General features: G+C 61.9%; 16 protein-coding genes and 1 riboswitch. Of the genes, 15 read left to right on the forward strand and 1 reads right to left on the reverse strand.

The features are described 5' to 3' along the window. Positions 1-19: 19 nt before the first annotated feature. On the reverse strand, positions 20-910 hold the full coding sequence (locus N2597_RS16430) for a helix-turn-helix domain-containing protein (protein WP_096764351.1): 891 nt from the start codon (positions 908-910) through the stop codon (positions 20-22). 116 nt (positions 911-1,026) lie between these two features. Between N2597_RS16430 and pobA the strand changes: the two genes are divergently transcribed. The 15 genes from pobA to N2597_RS16505 all read left to right on the forward strand — a co-directional run bounded on the left by pobA (position 1,027) and on the right by N2597_RS16505 (position 19,464). After that, entirely contained in the window at positions 1,027-2,199 is a 1,173-nt protein-coding gene (gene pobA / locus N2597_RS16435) for a 4-hydroxybenzoate 3-monooxygenase (RefSeq protein ID WP_183598326.1), read from the forward strand. Between the two features lie 176 nt (positions 2,200-2,375). After that, positions 2,376-3,548, forward strand: coding sequence for an ABC transporter substrate-binding protein (locus tag N2597_RS16440; RefSeq protein ID WP_183598324.1), 1,173 nt, complete (start codon positions 2,376-2,378; stop codon positions 3,546-3,548). 66 nt (positions 3,549-3,614) lie between these two features. Beyond that, a complete protein-coding gene (locus N2597_RS16445) occupies positions 3,615-4,478 on the forward strand; it encodes a branched-chain amino acid ABC transporter permease (protein WP_097604040.1) in 864 nt (287 codons plus the stop codon). A 1-nt stretch (position 4,479) separates the two neighbouring features. Then, on the forward strand, positions 4,480-5,484 hold the full coding sequence (locus N2597_RS16450; protein ID WP_106795992.1) for a branched-chain amino acid ABC transporter permease: 1,005 nt from the start codon (positions 4,480-4,482) through the stop codon (positions 5,482-5,484). After that, on the forward strand, positions 5,481-6,245 hold the full coding sequence (locus tag N2597_RS16455; RefSeq protein ID WP_077990433.1) for an ABC transporter ATP-binding protein: 765 nt from the start codon (positions 5,481-5,483) through the stop codon (positions 6,243-6,245). The genes N2597_RS16450 and N2597_RS16455 overlap by 4 nt, the downstream gene beginning before the upstream one ends. Next, the gene (locus N2597_RS16460; RefSeq protein WP_183598322.1) at positions 6,226-6,942 is read left to right on the forward strand and encodes an ABC transporter ATP-binding protein; all 717 of its coding nucleotides are present in this window, start codon (positions 6,226-6,228) and stop codon (positions 6,940-6,942) included. The genes N2597_RS16455 and N2597_RS16460 overlap by 20 nt, the downstream gene beginning before the upstream one ends. Before the next feature lie 331 nt (positions 6,943-7,273). After that, positions 7,274-8,098, forward strand: a complete 825-nt coding sequence (locus N2597_RS16465; RefSeq protein WP_183598320.1) for a cadherin-like domain-containing protein — start codon at positions 7,274-7,276, stop codon at positions 8,096-8,098. Positions 8,099-8,691: 593 nt separating this feature from the next. Then, positions 8,692-8,805, forward strand: a riboswitch (guanidine-I (ykkC/yxkD leader). A gap of 73 nt (positions 8,806-8,878) precedes the next feature. Then, on the forward strand, positions 8,879-9,952 hold the full coding sequence (locus N2597_RS16470) for a putative urea ABC transporter substrate-binding protein (RefSeq protein ID WP_183598318.1): 1,074 nt from the start codon (positions 8,879-8,881) through the stop codon (positions 9,950-9,952). Positions 9,953-10,009: 57 nt separating this feature from the next. Then, positions 10,010-10,828 carry an ABC transporter permease gene (locus N2597_RS16475; RefSeq protein ID WP_039621946.1) on the forward strand — a complete coding sequence of 273 codons (819 nt, stop codon included), beginning with the start codon at positions 10,010-10,012 and terminating at the stop codon, positions 10,826-10,828. After that, positions 10,825-11,649, forward strand: coding sequence for an ABC transporter ATP-binding protein (locus tag N2597_RS16480; protein ID WP_039621948.1), 825 nt, complete (start codon positions 10,825-10,827; stop codon positions 11,647-11,649). Before N2597_RS16475 ends, N2597_RS16480 begins: the two co-directional genes overlap by 4 nt. After that, entirely contained in the window at positions 11,646-12,467 is an 822-nt protein-coding gene (locus N2597_RS16485; RefSeq protein WP_183598316.1) for an urea amidolyase associated protein UAAP1, read from the forward strand. Before N2597_RS16480 ends, N2597_RS16485 begins: the two co-directional genes overlap by 4 nt. 10 nt (positions 12,468-12,477) lie before the next feature. Further along, on the forward strand, positions 12,478-13,128 hold the full coding sequence (locus tag N2597_RS16490; RefSeq protein WP_038691053.1) for an urea amidolyase associated protein UAAP2: 651 nt from the start codon (positions 12,478-12,480) through the stop codon (positions 13,126-13,128). Positions 13,129-13,130: 2 nt separating this feature from the next. After that, positions 13,131-16,670, forward strand: a complete 3,540-nt coding sequence (gene uca, locus N2597_RS16495) for an urea carboxylase (protein WP_183598313.1) — start codon at positions 13,131-13,133, stop codon at positions 16,668-16,670. Continuing rightward, entirely contained in the window at positions 16,670-18,481 is a 1,812-nt protein-coding gene (gene atzF / locus N2597_RS16500) for an allophanate hydrolase (RefSeq protein WP_183598311.1), read from the forward strand. The genes uca and atzF overlap by 1 nt, the downstream gene beginning before the upstream one ends. A 185-nt stretch (positions 18,482-18,666) precedes the next feature. After that, positions 18,667-19,464, forward strand: a complete 798-nt coding sequence (locus tag N2597_RS16505; protein WP_088675100.1) for a creatininase family protein — start codon at positions 18,667-18,669, stop codon at positions 19,462-19,464. Positions 19,465-19,481 lie beyond the last annotated feature (17 nt).

The raw sequence follows: 19,481 nt of genomic DNA on the forward strand, positions 1-19,481 counted from the left end.
GTCACCGGACGCCGAAACCCTATGCGCGGTCGAGTCGGGCCTTTTCCGTCATGCGCCAGACTCGCGGCGTTTCACCGGCATATTTCAGGAAGAAGCGCGAGAAATACGCGGGGTCGGCAAAGCCGAGGCGGAATCCGATTTCCTGAACGCTGCCCAGAGTAAAGACCAGCTGACGCTTCGCCTCCTCAATGAGTTTGGCGGCGATCAACTCGTGCGGCGTGCTGCCGGTCATCGACCGGACGATCCGGGTGAGATGCGTCGGCGACACCCCGAGCTCCCTGGCATAGAAGGATGCAGGCTTGTGGGATCGAAAATGCTGTTGAATGAGCTCGCCCAGCATGTCCATCCGTCGCTCGTTTTCGCTTGAGGCAAGCTCGCTCGAATTACCGTCATGAGAAATCCGCGCTGTCAGCCGCAGCGCCAAGGCGACGTAGGCTGCCAGCACTTCGTTGCGGCCGCTGCGGCGGTTTTCAAATTCGTCGCCTAGTCGCCGCAACGTCTGCATGACATGAATGCCGTCGGCATCACGCGGATCGAGCGGCGTCAGATGCGGCGCCGCCAGCCATTCGCCGAGATGGCTGCGCTCGCCGGGCGGATGGCTGAGATGGGATCGCAATATGGTGATGACAAGACCGTCGATATCGCGTGAGAAGCGAAAGCCGTGATGGAGGCCGGGCGGAACCGTAATGACCGCCGGCGGACGGATGACATGGCGCCTGTCGCCGAAGATCGCATCACCCGAACCGGCTTCGATGTACAATATCTGAAAGAAGCTCTCGTGGCGGTGCAGTGCAATTTCCCATTGATGCAAGCTGCTCCGGGAGCGAATTGTTTCGCAATGCAACCAAAATTCCGGCGATCGTCCGACGTTTTCGCCGTAGAGCTCGTAAGTCGGTATATGCCTGCTCATTGGCTCCCTCCCGCGCGGATGTTCGATTAGTGCAATTTTTTGGCCGGAATGTCCATTGTGGCGATCCGGTCGGCGCGGCAGAATCTGATAAAACGCAAAAAGCTGGGAGGAAGCATTTGCGAACTCAAGTCGCCATCATCGGTTCGGGACCAGCCGGCTTACTGCTGGGTCAGCTTCTGACCGAAGCCGGCATCGACAATGTCATTCTCGATCGCGTCAACAAGGATTACATCCTCGGCCGGGTGCGCGCCGGCGTTCTGGAGGAAGGCACTGTCGGGCTGCTGGACCAGGCCAAAGCCGGAGCGAGACTGCATGCCGAAGGCCTGCCGCATAACGGCTTCTCCCTCGCTTTCGACGGACGCGACCATCGCATCGATCTGCATGAACTCACCGGCGGCCGGCGCGTCACTGTCTACGGCCAGACCGAGGTGACGAGCGATCTGATGGCGCAGCGCGAAACAAGCGGCGGCCTGTCGATCTACGATGCCGCCGATGTCACGCCGCATGGTTTCGATGGCCGCTCTCCATTCGTGACCTATACAAAGGACGGCGCTGCCAGGCGCATCGATTGCGATTTCATCGCCGGCTGCGACGGCTTTCATGGCGCGAGCCGCAAAGCCGTCCCGGAACGGGCGATCCGAAGTTTCGAGAAGGTCTATCCGTTCGGCTGGCTGGGTCTGCTTGCCGACGTGGCGCCGGTGAGCCCCGAGTTGATCTACGCCAACCATCCCAGGGGCTTTGCGCTCTGCTCAATGCGTTCGGCGACACGCAGCCGCTATTATCTCCAATGCCCGCTCGACGAGAGGGTCGAGGACTGGAGCGACGACCGCTTCTGGGACGAGCTCAGACGGCGCCTGCCGGCGCATCACGCCGAGGCGTTGAAAACCGCGCCGTCCTTCGAGAAATCGATCGCGCCTTTACGCTCCTTCGTCGCCGAGCCGATGCGTTTCGGCCGGCTTTTCCTGGTCGGCGACGCCGCCCATATCGTGCCGCCGACCGGCGCCAAGGGGCTGAACCTTGCGGCCAGTGACGTGCATTACCTTTTCTCCGGGCTGATCGAGCATTACCGCGAAAGCTCGGATCATGGCATCGACGCCTATTCGCAGGTTGCACTTGCCCGTGTGTGGAAGGCGGTGCGGTTTTCCTGGTGGATGACGACGATGATGCATCGTTTCCCCGATACCGGTGATTTCGATCAGAGGATTCAGGAGGCGGAGCTCGACTATCTCACGCATTCCCGCGCCGCCTCGACGGTCCTTGCCGAAAATTATGTGGGGTTGCCATTCTGAAGGATTGCGGATGAAGGCTGCGCGCATCCGCAGAACCACCGAGTGCTCGGGACGCAGAACCATAACCAGGAAATCATGTGTTTGGGGATTTATTTCATTTTACATCACCATTTCGCATGAGAAGCTAACATGAAATTCAATACGGCGCCGGAGTACGCCGAAAAGGGAGAGAGAAAATGAGGAAGCTGTTTCTGGCCGCCGCTGCGGCCATCGTCCTGGGCACGAGCGCCTATGCCGACACCATCAAGGTCGGCGTCATCGGCCCATTCTCCGGTCCGTTCGCGCTTCAGGGCAAGAACTTCAAGGCGGGGATTGACGCCTATATGGCCGTTAACGGCAGCAAGGTCGGCAACGACACGGTGGAGATCGTCTATCGCGACGTGCCGCAGGCCGATCCTGCCCAATCCAAGGCGCTTGCCCAGGAACTGATCGTCAAGGAAAAGGTCCGGTATCTCGCCGGCTTCTATTTCACCCCCGACGCCATGGCGGTGACACCGATCCTCAAGCAGGGCAATGTGCCGATGATCATCATGAACGCCGCCACCTCGGCGATCGTGACCAAGAGTCCGCTCGTCGTGCGCACCTCGTTTACGACCTGGCAGACCTCGACGCCGATCGCCAAGGTCGCCTTCGACGCCGGCGTCAAGAAGGTAATCTCGGTCGTCAGCGATTACGGCCCGGGCGTCGATGCCGAGAATGCCTTCAAGACCGGCTTCGAAAAGGCCGGCGGTCAGGTGGTCGAGGCGATCCGCATGCCGCTTGCGACCAACGACTTCAGCCCGATCATGCAGCGCATCAAGGATTCCGGCGCTGAGGGCGTCTTCGCCTTCCTGCCGTCGGGACCGACGACGCTCGGCTTCGTCAAGGCTTACAACGAGAACGGCCTGAAGGCTGCCGGCATCAAGTTCTTCGCGCCCGGCGACCTGACCCAGGAATCCGATCTGCCGGCGCTCGGTGATGCCGCACTCGGCATCCAGACGACCTTCCACTATGCCGTTTCGCACGACTCGCCCGAAAACAAGGCCTTCGTCGAGGCGGCCACCAAGGCGATCGGCAACAAGGCCGAACTCTCCTTCCCCGCAGTCAGCGCCTATGACGGCATGTATGTCATCTACAAGATGATCGAGGCGACGGGCGGCAAGCAGGATGCCGAAAAGGCTGTCGATGCGGTGAAGGGCCTTGCCTGGGTGAGCCCGCGCGGCCCGGTTTCGATCGATCCGGAAAGCCGCCACATCACGCAGAACATCTATCTGCGCGAAGTCGCCAAGGCCGACGACGGGACCTACATCAACAAGGAGGTCCAGACCTTCGAGAAGCAGGGCGATCCGGGCCTGGCGGCAGCCAAGTAACATCCGGCGTCAGAACATGCGGCGGGCTTGGAATCTTAGGTCCGTCGCATTCAAGCAGGTAGTTCCATGCAGACAGTCTTCAGCATAGCCGTCGACGCGCTAGCCTATGGCATGGTGCTCTTCGTGATCTCGATCGGCCTTTCCGTCACCATGGGGCTGATGCGCGTCGTCAACCTGGCGCACGGCGCCTTCGCCATGATCGGGGGCTACATCGCCTCCTATGCCGCACGTGACCTCGGCCTCGGTTATGCCATGGCGATCATCGCTGCCGTAGTCGCTACGATCATCATTGCAATCCCTCTCGAGCGCTTCCTCTACCGTCGGATCTACGGCGCGCCGGAACTGACCCAGGTGCTGATGACGATCGGCATCACTTTCTGCATCATCGGCATCGCCAATTACCTCATGGGACCAACGCTGAAGACCATACCGCTTGCCGCTGCACTGCAGGGTTCGGCCGATCTTGGCTTTCGCACCATCCCCGTTCACCGGCTTTTCGCGATCCTCTGCGGCCTGGCCGTGGCGCTGGCGCTCTGGTTCGCGATCGAAAGGACCAGCTTTGGCGTCAAGCTGCGCGCCTCGGTTGATGATGCGGCGATGGCGGCGGCACTCGGCGTACGCACCGAGATCATCTATGCGGTGAGCTTTGCCATCGCCGTCGGGCTTGCAGCCTTCGGAGGCGTGGTCGGCGCCGAACTCCTGCCGGTCGAACCCTATTACGCGCTGCGCTACATGGTGACTTTCCTGGTCGTCGTCTCCGTTGGCGGCGCCGGCTCCATTCCCGGCGCGCTGATCGCCTGCCTGCTGCTCGGCGCGATCGATACGACGGGCCGCTATCTGATGCCGGAGTTCGGGGAATTCTTCTTCTATCTTGCCGTGATCGCGATCATCTGCGTCTTCCCGCGCGGCCTTGCCGGGAGGGCGAAGTGAGATGGCGCTTGTGTTGAACAACGAAAACGGACGCCTCCAGCAACGGCGCAATTATGTCAGCCGCGATCTCGCCGGCATCATGGTGATCATCGCCGTTGCCGCCATCGGCTATTTCGCCTTCCCTGATAATCTCGCGCTTCTGACGCGGATGATCACCATCGCGCTGCTCGTGCTCTCGCTCGATCTCGTGACCGGTTATTGCGGCGTTGCAACGCTCGGCCATGCAGCCCTGTTCGGCTCCGGTGCCTATGCCGCCGGCATCCTATCGGCGCATTGCGGCATCAATGATCCGCTGCTGATGCTGCTTGCCGGCATTGCCGGCGGCGTAGCTTCCGGACTGCTCAGCGGCGCGATCATTCTGCGCGCGCATGGCCTGCCGCAGCTCGTGCTGTCGATTGCCCTCATCCACCTCTTCCACGAATTCGCCAACAAGGCCTCCTCATGGACAGGAGGCAGCGATGGACTTTCCGGCATCGCGCCCGATCCGGTCCTCGGCTTTTTTGAATTCGATCTTTATGGCCGCACCGCCTTCTTTTTCGGAATGACGCTGCTGCTTGTTGTCTTCGTGCTGCTGAGATTGCTGGTGCGTTCACCCTTCGGCATGCTCTGCCGCGCCATCAAGCAGGACCCGTTGCGTATCCGCGCCATGGGTGGTTCGCCGAAGGGCGCGCTCATCAGGATGTACGCCATCTCGGGCGCGGTTGCCGGGGTCGGCGGCGCCTTGAACGCGATCTCGACGCAGGTCGTCGGTCTGGACAGCCTGTCCTTCACGCAGTCGGCGGAGGCGCTTGTCATGCTCGTGCTCGGTGGGACCGGATCTCTCTTCGGGGCGCTCTCCGGCACGATCATCTTCATGCTCTTCGAGGACTATGTCTCGGCCGCCAATCCCTTCCACTGGCTGACCATGGTCGGTGCGCTCTTGATCGCCGTCGTGCTCTTCGCGCCGAAAGGGCTTTACGGAACGGCCGCAAATTTCATTGACCGCCGCAGGGAGCAGCGCTCATGAGCCATGTCTTCGAAGTCGCCAATCTCCGGAAAGCCTTCGGTGGCCTTGCAGTGACCAACGATGTTTCGCTGGCGATGGCGCCCGGCGACCGCGTCGCGCTGATCGGCCCGAACGGCGCCGGCAAGACCACCTTCGTCAACCTCGTCACCGGCAATCTCCCCCCCGATTCCGGCGAGGTCCGCCTTGGCGGCGAAACGGTGACGGCAGTCAATGCGATCGGCAGGGTCAAACGCGGCCTCGTCCGCTCCTTTCAGGTGACACGGCTTTTCCAGGACATGACGCCCGCCGAACATGTGGGGCTCGCTGTCCTGCAGCGGGACGGAAAGACCTGGAACATGTTCGGAAATTTCCTCTCGATGCCCGATGTCATGGCCGAGATCGACGACCTCCTGGGAAAGCTCGGACTGACGCCGCTGATGCATCGCAAGGTCAGCGAGATTGCCTATGGGCAACAGCGGCTTCTGGAACTCGCCGTCGCTCTGGCGCTGAAACCGAAGGTGCTGCTGCTCGACGAGCCGGCCGCCGGCGTGCCGCAGAGCGATACCGGCCGCATCGAGCAAGCGCTGGCCGATCTGCCCGCCGATCTCGCCGTGCTGATGATCGAACACGACATGGATCTTGTCTTTCGTTTTGCCAAACGCGTCATCGTGCTGGCAGCCGGCGCGATCATTTTCGACGGCCGACCTGAGGACGTCACCAGGGATGCGCGTGTGCGCGAGGCCTATCTCGGGAGTTATGCCAATGCCAGCCCTGTCGCTTAAGGTCGAAAATCTGTCGGCCGGATACGGGCCGACGCGGGTGTTGGAAGGCATTTCCTTCTCCGTGCCGGCAGGCGCAAGGCTCGCCGTGCTCGGCCGCAACGGCATGGGCAAGACAACGCTGCTGGCGACGCTCGCCGGTCAGACCCGACGCTATGAGGGCCGCATCACCCTTGGCGATACGGATGTCACAACAGCACCAAGCGCAACACGCGCGCATAAGGGTCTCGGCTATGTGCCGCAGACACGCTGCGTCTTTCCGACGTTGACGGTCGAAGAGAACCTTTTCGTCGGCTTGAAGGCGCGGCCGAAAACGGCGCTGGAGGAAGCCTATGCACTGTTCCCGCGCCTGAAGGAGCGCCGCCGCAACCTCGGCAACCAGCTCTCCGGCGGCGAACAGCAGATGCTTTCAACGGCCCGCACCATTCTCGGCCGCCCGTCCGTGCTGCTGCTCGACGAACCGCTCGAGGGGCTTGCCCCCGTTATCTGCGAGGAACTGATGGCAGCCTTCGCCGATCTCGCGCAGTCAGGCGACATGACCATCCTTCTTGTCGAGCAGCGGATCCAGAGCGCGCTGGATTTCGCCGATCAGGTCGTCATTCTCGAACGAGGGCGGCTGGCCTGGGCGGGAACGCCGGCGGACCTGTCCAGGGACCACGAAGCCGTCGAAAGCCTGCTCGGAGTGGGAGGCCTGCATTGAAGCAATCAATGCCGTATCGTCATGATGACGTCATCATGAGCCCGGCATTATTACGCTGCCTGAAATATTCAGGCTGGCCGAAATTGACGAAATCTTGAACAGGCAGAAAATACCGCATTCCCCAAAGCGGCATCAGAGTAAGACAGACATAAATATTCATTTCCAAGGGAATAGACGCCTGCGTCGCTCCCTTTACTTGGATCTTTGAACTCCAGATAAATTGCGTCTGTTGGATTTAACCGGCTGAACTGGTCAGACGCTCGTCAAAATCTCGTTGCCAAGCACCCGACAGGGTTGCATGTTTAAACAGAACTTCAGACGGGAGGTAGAAATGGCAAACCACAAGCCGGTCGCAGCGGACGTATACCAGCCCATTTTCGACATCGACAAGCCGGTTGACGGCAACATCCTCGACGGTTCCAGGGATGCCGACGGAGATCTTGTGCGTGTCAACTTCGTGAACGGGCAGCGAATTCCGCAACCGGCCAATTCGGACGGACGGACTACGACGACGATCGAGGGAAAATACGGCACGCTAACCGTCTATTCCGACGGCTACTATACCTATGAACTCGATCACTCCAATCCGGTGGTATTGGCGCTCGGCCCGGGAGATCAACTCGTCGATCAGTTCAATTTCAAGATCTCGGACGGCAAAGGCGCTACCGACTTCGGCTTGCTCAATATCGCAGTCGATCTGCCGGAGCGTGGCGACATCTTCGTCAATTTCGAGGATGTCGGCAAATATGATTTCCCCACAGGCTACAAGGGCTTCGATTGGGGCGCTTGGCACGATGGTGACGATGCAGCGATACAAAAGGAAGCCGACGGCAACCATTATCTGTTAGGCGGCGCATTCTGGACACCCATCCAGGCCGCCGATGGCGGCACCTTCCAAATAGAGCAATTCAGCGTGGCAAATGGCACATCCGATTATGACAACGTTCTGACGATCGAAGGTAGGCTGAACGGCGATACCGTGTTCTTGGTTACGGTCAACGTGACCGCTGACAGCATTCATGACCCGCAAGTGATTGATCTCAGCGCCTATGGCCAAATCGACTATCTCGTGCTCGACACCGAGCCCGTCATCAACGAAACGAGCGGCCCCGATTATTATGGCGCGCAATACGACAACTTCCACTTTGTCGTTTGAGAGAGAGGAAGCGAGCGCCCCATTGCCAAACATTGCATCTTTTCCAGCGCTCGCTGCAGCGACGATCCAGTAGCGATTTCTTGCGATAGCTGATCCACCTGCAGCCTGATAGCGTTAGATCGTCCGAGGAGGGACGATTATGCTGGGTTGGAGGAAATGATGCAGTCAATGGGAATCAGGTTAGCCGCGGTCATGTTCTCGCTGGCCTTATGGGCTCTAATTATTGCCGCTGCATCCCATCTTTGGGCGATGAAAATGCCCATATTGCATTTTGTGCTGTACAGATAGTGCTGCCTCCCGCGTTGGCGAGGCAAAAAGGCCAGCCTTGTTACCTACGCGCGCGTTTCAACGGAAGACCAGGCAACTGAAGCTCAGGAGCCTGAATTCCGCTCAGCCATCTGCTTGAGGAAATCGAAAGAGCGCTCATTCAATCATTGCGCAATGGCGAAGGCCGCTGCCACAATCCCTTTGTCTAACACTGCACATTTTTCGCGCAAAATGCTTATGCAGCCGATTTCGAAAGCAAGCCGGCAATCCCCTTTCGAGATAAATCAACCAGTTACGATCTGGCACACTGCTTGCTTCGATATCTGTGAGTTGGTGGCTAGGGTTCCGGCGCTCCGTACGGGAGCGTGCTGGTCCGAGAGCCACCACCGGCTGGGAGAGAAATCCCACCGGATGCACGGCGGGACAAAAGCCCGGGAGACCTCGTAAGCCAAGGGATTGGCGGCGCGATGGTCTTTGCCGATCCCTTTTTGAAAAAGCAAAAGGGGAATTTCTATGCAGACTTTTTCGAAGATTCTCTCCGTAACGGCCCTTTCGGTATCGTTGGCTTTCGGATTGGGCTCTTCCGCCGGCGCAGCGCCGAAAACCAGCTTCAAGGTCGCCTGGTCCATCTATGTCGGCTGGATGCCCTGGGGCTATGCGAGCGACCACGGCATCGTCAAGAAATGGGCCGATAAATACGGCATCAATATCGAAGTCACCCAGTTCAATGACTACGTCGAGTCGATGAACCAGTACACGGCGGGCGCCTTCGATGCCGTGACGCTCACCAACATGGACGGCCTGTCGATCCCGGCCGCCGGCGGGGTCGACACGACGGCCGTCATCGTCGGCGATTTTTCGAACGGCAATGACGCCGTCATCCTGAAGGACAAGGCGAGCCTCGGCGACATCAAGGGCCAAAACGTCAATCTCGTCGAGTTTTCCGTCTCGCACTATCTGCTCGCCCGTGCGCTCGAAAGCATCAAGCTGAGTGAGCGCGACGTGAAGGTGGTCAATACATCGGACGCCGACATGGTCGCAGCCTACAAGACGCCTGATGTCAGCGCCGTCGTCAGCTGGAATCCGCTCGTCTCCACCATTCTGGAGGATCCCAGCGCCAAGAAGGTTTTCGACAGCTCGCAGGTCCCGGGCGAGATCATCGACCTGATGGTCGCCAACACCGACGTGCTGAAGGAAAATCCGAACTTCGGCAAGGCGCTCGCCGGCATCTGGTACGAGACGGCCGCACTGCTGCGGGCCGACACAGCCGAAGGCAAAGCCGCCCGCGAAGCCATGGGCTCTGCATCCGGCACCGACCGTGCCGGCTTCGAAGCCCAGCTCGCCGCAACCAAGCTATTCGACAAACCGGCCGACGCCGTTGCCTTCACCGCTTCGCCCGGCCTGCCGAAGACCATGGATCTCGTCCGCAGCTTCCTTTTCGAGAAGGGTCTGCTCGGCAATGGGGCGCCGTCTGCTGACGTGATCGGCATTGAGATGCCCGACGGCAAGGTGCTGGGTGATACCGGCAACGTGAAGCTCCGCTTCACCGAGACCTACATGAAGTCAGCGGCCGACGGCTCGCTCTGATCAGAACGGCGGCGCGGTTCGGCCGCGCCTCCTCTCCTTCTCAGCGGAGCATTTCCCATGCGTTGGATCAACACGAGGCCGAGCCGGGGTGCGCAGCTTGCCTTGACGCTGCTGCCCTTCGTGCTGCTTGCCCTTGCCTATGCCTTCGGCTCGGCTGCGCGACTGGCGGAAAACGCCAATGACAAGCTTCTGCCGAGCCTTGCGGGCTTCGCCGATGCGATCAACCGCCTGGCCTTCGTTGCCGACCAGCGCACAGGAGACTATCTGCTCTGGTCGGATACCGGAGCAAGCCTGATCCGGCTGCTCTCCGGCCTCGGCATCTCGACGGCGATCGCGCTTCTCATCGGCATGCTGATCGGCATGCTGCCTTATCTGCGAGCACTGCTCGCCCCCTTCATCGCCGTGATTTCCATGGTGCCGCCGCTCGCCCTTTTGCCGATCCTCTTCATCGTCATGGGGCTCGGCGAAACCTCGAAGATCGCCCTCATCGTCATCGGTGTAGCGCCGACGATGATCCGTGACCTGGCTCTGAAGGCGCTGGAGCTGCCGCGCGAGCAGATCGTCAAGGCCGAGACGCTTGGCGGCTCCTCCTGGCAGATCGGCCTGCGGATCGTGCTGCCGCAGGTCCTGCCGCGGCTGATCACTTGCCTCCGACTGCAGCTCGGTCCCGCCTGGCTGTTCCTCATTGCTGCCGAAGCGATCTCTTCGGATTCCGGCCTCGGCTACCGTATCTTCCTTGTCCGCCGCTATCTGTCGATGGATATCATCTTCCCCTATGTCGTCTGGATCACGCTGCTTGCCGTGGTCATGAACGCCCTGCTCGACCGCTTGCGGATCGCCGTGTTTCCCTGGTCGGAGCTGGAGAAGCAGGCATGAGCGAACTGAAGATCGAACGGGTCTGGAAAGAATATGGCGACCAGATCGTGCTGGAAGACGTGTCGCTCACCGTCGCTTCGCGCGCCTTCGTCGCCCTTGTCGGCCCCTCCGGCTGCGGCAAGACGACGTTTCTGCGCATGCTGCTCGGCCAGGAGCAGCCGACGAAGGGTAAGATCCTGCTCGACGGCGAGCCTCTGCCGTCGGAGCCGGGGCCGGATCGCGGTGTCGTCTTCCAGCGCTACTCCGTCTTCCCGCATCTGACGGTGCTCGGCAATGTGCTGCTCGGCAGGGAATTTTCCGCCGCGCGCTACAGGGCCAAGCTCTTCGGCGCGGCCCGCCGCAATGCGCTTGAGGAAGCGGGCCGGCTGATCGCCGAGGTGGGTCTTGCCGGTTCCGAAGGCAAATACCCGGCCCAGCTTTCGGGTGGCATGCAGCAGCGCCTTGCGCTGGCCCAGGCGCTGATCATGAAGCCGAAAGTGCTGCTGCTCGACGAACCCTTCGGCGCGCTCGATCCGGGCATCCGCGCCGAGATCCACACGCTGATGAAACGGCTCTGGCATGAGACGCAGATGACCGTCGTCATGGTCACGCATGACATGCGCGAAGCCTTCACGCTTGCGAACCGCGTCGTCGCTTTCGAACGCCGCCGCAACCGGCCGGAGGAAAGGGAGCGCTACGGCGCTACCATCACCAAGGATATTTCCATCTGGCCGCCGCGCCTTGCCGGCCAGCCATCGATCTTCAGCCCCGACCGGGACGGCCCGGTCGCTTCCCTGGGGCACAGCCGGGACGACCTGGCACCATCAGGAGAGATGCAATGATGCATGTGGGACGCTCACCCGAAGAAATCGCCGCCAACCGCGCGCGATATGAGGAGCATCAGAAGAAGGGGCTGGAATTCGCCCCCAAGGCGCTGCCCGGCCCCAGCCCCTTGCCGGCGCCGGCCATCGACGCCGCCGCTATCATCCACCGGGAAACCGTCCCCGGCGGCTGGTATTGGTCGACGAAAGTTTCGCGCGGCGAGGCGATCCGCATCGATCAAGCGGAGGGCAATTCCACCCTGGCGCTCGTCGCCTGGAGCGCCGCTGATACCAGCGAACGGATCAATCTGGTCGATACCGCCAAGGTCCAGTGGACGACAGCGCTCGGCAGGGGCCGCGTGATCTTCTCCGACATGGGCCGCGTCATGTTCTCGATGATCGAGGACAGTTCCGGCGCTCATGACTGTCTGATGGGCGGCTCGACCGCTGCCTCGAACGCGGCGAAATATCCGGGCGAAAAGACGCGCAATACCCGCGACAACCTGATCCTCGTCGCCGGCAAGCTCGGTCTTACCCGTCGCGATATTCCCGGCATCCTCAATCTCTTCGCGCCCGTGCGTCTTGCCGAGGCCGGCGGCTTCGGCTGGCAGGCCAAGCGTTCCAACAGCGGCGATTATGTCGAACTGCGTGCCGAGATGGACATGCTGGTCGGCTTTTCCAATTGCCCGCATCCCCTCGATCCGGATCCGAACTACCAGCCGAAACCTGTTGTCATCACGCGCTACAAGGCTGCAGTCCCGGCTGCGGACGATCTTTGCCGCACGGCAACCGCCGAAGCGGTGCGCGGTTTCGAAAACAACGCCTTGATGCAGGCCTGAGGAGAAGACGATGTCCGATTTCATCCAGACCTCCCCTGCCCGCGCCGTGGAAAATGCCGCGCAGGATCACTTCATCGCAGCCGAAGCGCCGTGGTCCGGCATCGTGCGCAAGGGCCAGATCATCCGTATCGAGGATAGCTACGGCCAACAGGCGATCGACACGCTTTTCTATCGCGCCGATGATTTCTCCGAGCGCTATTCCAACCAGGACACGATGCGCATGCAGGGCGCCGCCTATGTCGGCATCGGCACGAAGATCATGTCGAGCGAAGGCAATGTCATGCTGACCATGACGGCCGACAGCTGCGGCCGCCACGATACCTCGGCCGGCGCCTGCTCCTGCGAGAGCAATACGGTGCGCTTCGGCCACGGCACGAAATACCTGCATGCCTGCCGCGACAACTTCCTGCTCGAAGTTTCGAAACACGGCATGGGTAAGCGCGATATCGTGCCGAACATCAACTTCTTCATGAACGTGCCGATCCAGCCGACCGGCGAGATGACGATCGTCGACGGTATTTCCGCGCCCGGCGACTATGTCGAACTCGTCGCCGAGATGGATGTGCTCTGCGTCATCTCCAATTGCCCGCAGGTCAACAACCCGTGCAACGGCTTCGATCCGACACCGATCCGGGTGCTGATCTGGGATGGCGAGGCCTGATCATGTTCAAGAAAATCCTGATCGCGAACCGCGGCGAAATCGCCGTGCGGGTCATCAAGACGCTGCAGCGCATGGGCATTGCCTCGGTCGCCGTCTATTCCGATGCCGACCGTTTCGCCAAAGCGGTGATGATGGCCGACGAAGCCGTCCGTCTCGGCCCGCCGCCGGCCGGCGAAAGTTACCTGAATGTCGATGCCGTCATCGCCGCGTGCAGGTCGACGGGAGCGGAAGCCGTCCATCCCGGCTATGGTTTTCTCTCCGAAAATATCGGTTTTGCCGAGCTGCTTGCCGCCGAAGGCATCGCCTTCATCGGCCCTCGGCCGGAGCATCTATCGGCCTTCGGCTTGAAACATACGGCCCGCGAACTCGCCAAGGCGAGCGGCGTACCGCTTCTGCCCGGTACGGGCCTGTTGTCGAGCGCCGAGGAAGCGCTTTCCGCAGCGGAAGCGATCGGCTACCCGGTGATGCTGAAAAGTACGGCCGGCGGCGGCGGCATCGGCATGCAGCTCTGCGCCGATCCGGAAAGCCTGAAGGCTTCGTTCGAGAGCGTGCAGCGCACGGCGCGCGCAAGCTTCGGCGACGCACGCGTCTACATAGAACGCTTCGTGGCGGAGGCCCGGCATGTCGAGGTGCAGATCTTCGGCGACGGCAGAGGCAACGTCATCGCGCTCGGCGAGCGGGACTGCTCGCTGCAGCGGCGAAACCAGAAAGTGGTCGAGGAGACCCCTGCCCCCGGTCTTTCTGCTGCAACCCGTGGCCGCCTGCACAAGGCAGCCGTCGATCTCGGCGCTTCGGTTTCCTATGAATCGGCAGGCACGATCGAATTCATCTACGATCCGCTGCGCGAGGAATTCTATTTCCTTGAGGTCAACACGCGTCTTCAGGTCGAGCATCCCGTCACGGAAGCCGTGTTCGGCATCGACCTCGTCGAGTGGATGATCCGCCAGGCCGCGGGCGAAGACGTGCTCTCCGGCGCCAAAACACTAGGGCCGAAAGGTGCAGCGATCGAAGTGCGCGTCTATGCCGAGATGCCGCATGCCGACTTCCGCCCGAGCGCTGGGCTGCTGACGGAGGTCGTCTTTCCCCAGGACGCGCGCATCGACGGCTGGATCGAAACCGGCACGGAGGTGACGCCCTTCTACGACCCGATGCTTGCCAAGGTGATCGTCTCCGCCGAAGACCGCCCGACGGCGATCGAAAAGCTGAAGAAGGCTCTTGCGGAAACATCGATATCCGGCATCGAGACCAATCTCGATTATCTCAGCGCCATTGCCGGCTCCGAACTCCTCGCCGGCGGCAAGGTGGCGACGACGGCGCTGCGCGATTTTTCCTTCGTGCCTGACGTCATCGAGGTGATCGCGCCCGGCGCCCAATCAAGCATTCAGGAACTGCCGGGCCGGCTTGGCCTCTGGCATGTCGGCGTGCCGCCGAGCGGCCCTATGGACGAGCGCTCCTTCCGCCACGCCAACCGCCTCGTCGGCAATGGCGACACGGTTGCAGCACTGGAACTGACGGTGTCCGGCCCGGTGCTGAAGTTCCACACCGATACGGTGGTCGCGCTTGCCGGCGCCAGAATGGCGATGAGCGTCGACGGCGAGACAATGCCGCATGACGTGGCCGTGATGATCCGCGCCGGTCAGATCCTCTCGATCGGCAGCATCGATGGACCGGGGCAGCGCGCATACCTCGCCGTCGCGGGCGGTTTCGCCGCCCCGATCGTCCTCGGCTCGCGCGCCACCTTCGGCCTCGGCCAGTTCGGCGGCAACGCCACCGGCACGCTGAAGACCGGCCACGTTCTGCATCTTGCCCGCAAGGCCGCGGCCGAGCCGCCGATGCCCGCGACGGAGCCCGCTGAACTGACGCGGGAATGGGATGTCGCCGTTGTCTACGGTCCGCATGGGTCGCCGGATTTCTTTCAGGACAGCGATATAGAAACGCTGTTTTCGACGAGCTACGAGGTGCATTTCAACAGCGCCCGCACGGGGGTGCGCCTCATCGGCCCCGCGCCGAATTGGGCGCGCAGCGACGGCGGCGAGGCTGGCCTTCATCCCTCCAACCTGCATGACAATGCCTACGCCATCGGCGCAATCGACTTCACGGGCGACATGCCGATCATCCTCGGGCCCGACGGGCCGAGCCTCGGCGGCTTCGTCTGCCCGGCGGTGATTGCCCGTGACGAGCAATGGAAGATGGGTCAGTTCAAGCCTGGCGACCGGATCCGCTTTCATCCCGCCGTGCGGCCAGAAGATCCGGTCGCCGGCCCAGTCGTGCATCGGGCAAGGGAGGAGGCGGGCTCGCCGATCATCGGCAAGCGCGACGACGGCCCGGTCTCCGTCGTCTATCGCCGCCAGGGCGACGACAATCTGCTCGTCGAATATGGACCGATGACGCTCGACATCGCCCTGCGGCTGAGGGTGCACCTGCTGATGCAAGCCGTATCGCAGGCACGGCTGCCCGGGATCATCGATCTCACGCCCGGCATCCGCTCGCTGCAGATCCACTATGACGGCACGACACTGACCCGCAAGCTCCTGCTCGGCCTCCTGGCAGAGATCGAGGCGGGCCTGCCGGCCGCGCAAGACGTCAAGGTGCCGAGCCGCATCGTCCATCTGCCGCTTTCCTGGAATGACCCGGATGCCGAGCTCGCCATGCGCAAATATCAGGAACTCGTGCGGCCAAACGCGCCCTGGTGCCCTGATAACATCGAGTTCATCCGCCGCATCAACGGTCTGCCGGATGAACAGGCGGTGCGCGATATCGTCTTCGACGCCAGCTATCTCGTGCTTGGGCTCGGCGATGTCTATCTCGGCGCACCGGTTGCGACACCGGTCGATCCGCGCCATCGGCTGGTGACGACAAAATACAATCCGGCCCGTACCTGGACGCCGGAAAATGCCGTCGGCATCGGCGGGGCCTACATGTGCATCTACGGCATGGAAGGCCCTGGCGGTTATCAGCTTTTCGGGCGTACCATCCAGGTCTGGAATACATGGAGGCAGACGCCGGTGTTTGCCAAGGACAAGCCGTGGCTGCTCGACTTCTTCGATCAGGTCCGCTTCTTCCCCGTCAGCCACGAAGAGCTGACCGAAGCCCGCGCCGCCTTTCCGCATGGAGGATATCCGGTCAGGATAGATGAAAGCGAGTTCTCCTATGGCGCCTATGAGACCGGGCTTGCCCGCGAGGCCGCCGCCATAGGCGCCTTTAAAGCGAGGCAGCAGGCTGCATTCGAAACGGAGCGGCAACGCTGGAAGGAACTCGGCCTCGACAGCTTCACCGTCGATGAGAGCACCGGCGCCAGCCTTACCGGCGAGATACCGCAGGGTTGCTTCGGTGTCGAAAGCGCCGTGCCGGGCAACGTCTGGAAGATCCTCGTCGAAGAAGGGCAGCCGGTGGCCGCCGGCGACACATTGGCCATCATCGAATCCATGAAGATGGAAATCAACGTCACCGCACATGCCGGCGGCCGCGTCCGCGATCTGCGCGCCGGCCCCGGTCGCAATGTCAAAGCCGGCGATGTGCTGGTCATTCTGGAGGAAATCTAATGCTCCCCACCATTCTTGATCTTGCCTCGCTGCGGTCCGCCTATGTGGCGGGCCTGTCCCCGCTCGAGCTGGTGGAAGAGGTCATCGCAAGATGCAGTGCGTCCGACGATCCGGCCATCTTCATCACGATGACGCCCGAGGAAGAATTACGCGCCGCCGCCCGCGAGCTGGTGGCCCGCGCGCCCGAACCGAACAGCCTGCCGCTCTGGGGCGTTCCCTTCGCCGTCAAGGACAATATCGATGTCGCCGGCCTGCCGACGACGGCTGCCTGCCCAGCCTTCGCCTATCACCCGCAGGCGGATGCGACAACGGTTGCACGGTTGCGGGCGGCCGGCGCCCTCGTGATCGGCAAGACCAATCTCGACCAGTTCGCAACGGGGCTGAACGGCACGCGCTCGCCGCATGGCGCGCCGCGTTCGGTTTTCGATCGCAACTATGTCTCCGGCGGCTCCAGCTCTGGTTCGGCCGTCGCCGTGGCGGCCGGTCTGGCAAGCTTCTCGCTCGGAACCGACACGGCCGGTTCCGGCCGCGTGCCGGCCGCTTTCAACAACCTCGTCGGCATCAAGCCGACGCCGGGGCTGGTGCCCAATGTCGGCGTGGTGCCGGCCTGCCGCAGCGTCGATGTCGTCACCGTCTTCGCCGCGACGGTCGGCGACGGCATCGCCATCCGCGGGATCATGGAAGGCTATGACGCCCGGGATCCGTTTTCACGGCAAGCCACACCGGCGAGCCTGCCGTCGACGCGCCCGCGCATCGGTGTCCTCGATGGTGCGGAACGGGAATTTTACGGCAACAGGCAGGTGGAGGCGCTCTATGACGCGGCAATCGAAAGGGCGCGGTCGCTGGGTGCGGTGATCGTGCCCTTCGACTACGCGCCTTTCCGGCAGGCGGCCGAGCTGCTCTACAATGGCCCCTGGGTCGCCGAGCGGCTGGCGGCGGTCAAGGAATTCCTGGCAACGAATGACGGCGACTTCGACCCGACCGTGCGAGTAATCATCGAAGGGGCAAAGGCCTACGATGCCGTCGACGCCTTTGAGGGCCGCTACAGGCTGGAAGCATTGCGGCAGAAAACAAGGGCCGAATGGGAGAAGGTGGATTTCCTGATGCTGCCGACATCCCCCACCACCTACAGCGTCGAAGAAATGCAGGCGGACCCGATCGTCAAGAACAGCCATTTCGGCCGCTATACCAATTTTGCGAACTTGCTCGATTGCGCGGCGATCGCCATTCCCGCCGGCTTTGACGCAGACCGTCATCTGCCTGCAGGCGTGATGCTGGTGGGACCCGCCTTCACCGATGATGCGCTGGCGCCCTTTGCCGACGCCCTGCACCGCACGGCGGAAGCGGGAATGGGTAGGGACCGCAACATAGCGCTGCCAGAGGAAAGCCGCGTTTCACCGCCGGCCGACGACTTCGTCCCGATCGTCGTCGTCGGTGCCCATCTGACTGACATGCCGCTGAACCACGAACTGACGCGAACGGGCGGATACAGGTTGAGAACGGGACGAACGGATGGCAGCTACCGCCTCTTTGCCCTCCCCGGCACGATCCCGCCCAAGCCCGGGCTGGTGCGCGATCCGGCCTTTGCCGGCGATGGCGTGGAGATCGAGATCTGGGCGCTGCCACCGGCCGCATTCGCCCGTTTTGTCCAGAACATTCCAGCGCCGCTCGGCGTCGGCAAGATCACGCTCGACGACGCGAGTTGCATCACGGGATTCCTGTGCGAGGCGCATGCGGTCACGGGCGGCCGGGAGATCACCGAATTCGGCGGCTGGCGCAACTATGTTCGCTCAATCAGTCCGGTGGCGTGAAGGGAGAGAGGATGCGAGGATTTCTATCGAAGGCAGCACAGCTTCTTCTGAGGGGTCTCATTGCCAGGACCTGCGCGATCTCGGCGAACAAGCCTCAAAAAGGCATCGGTCCGGCCGCAAATTGATGCTTTTCGCGCGCACTAATTTTCCCTACTCACTGCTTGAAAGCAACGAGAGGTGCGGCGATGGCGATGCCATTCTACTGGAACGAACTCAATACCGGCGATTTCGCCGGCCTTTCGCCCGACACGACCATTGCCATCCTTCCGATCGCCTCTACGGAACAGCACGGTCCGCACCTGCCGATCGCGACCGATGTTGCAATTGCCAACGGCATGCTGGCTGAGCTTCGAAAGCAGAAGCCCGCCGATCTCGATTTCCTTGTTCTGCCGACGCAGGAGATCGGAAAGGCGAATGAACACGTTTATGGGCCGGGAACGCTGTCGCTCAGCGCAGAACTCTTGATTCCGGTCTGGACGGCGATTGGCGCCAAGGTGGCCGAAGCCGGCATCCGCAAGCTGGTGATCGTCAATTCTCATGGCGGCAACGTCGATATCATGAGCATCGTCGCGCGCGAACTGCGCGTGCGTCACCAGATGGCCGTCGTCTCCACGCAATGGGGCCGCTTTGGACACCCGGAGGGGATGATCGGCGAACAAGAGCTGAAATACGGCATCCACGGCGGCGAGGTGGAAACTTCGCTCATGCTCCATTTCCGGCCGGACCTGGTGCGGATGGACAGGGCGGAGAACTTCACCTCGAAGGCGGAGTGGATGCGCGGGCAATCGAAATACATCCAGCCGCTGCCGCCGCATTCGCTCGCCTGGATCGCCCACGACCTCAATCCCAACGGCGTCGTCGGCGACGCGTCGCTCGGCACCGCCGAGAAGGGCGAAGCGATCTGCCGCCACCAGGTCAAAGGGTTCATCGAACTGCTCCATGACCTGAAGCGCTACCCGCTTTCCAATCTCTATTCGAGATAGGTCTGCGCCGCGGCACC

Source organism: Rhizobium sophoriradicis (assembly GCF_025200795.1).
Taxonomy (GTDB): domain Bacteria; phylum Pseudomonadota; class Alphaproteobacteria; order Rhizobiales; family Rhizobiaceae; genus Rhizobium; species Rhizobium sophoriradicis.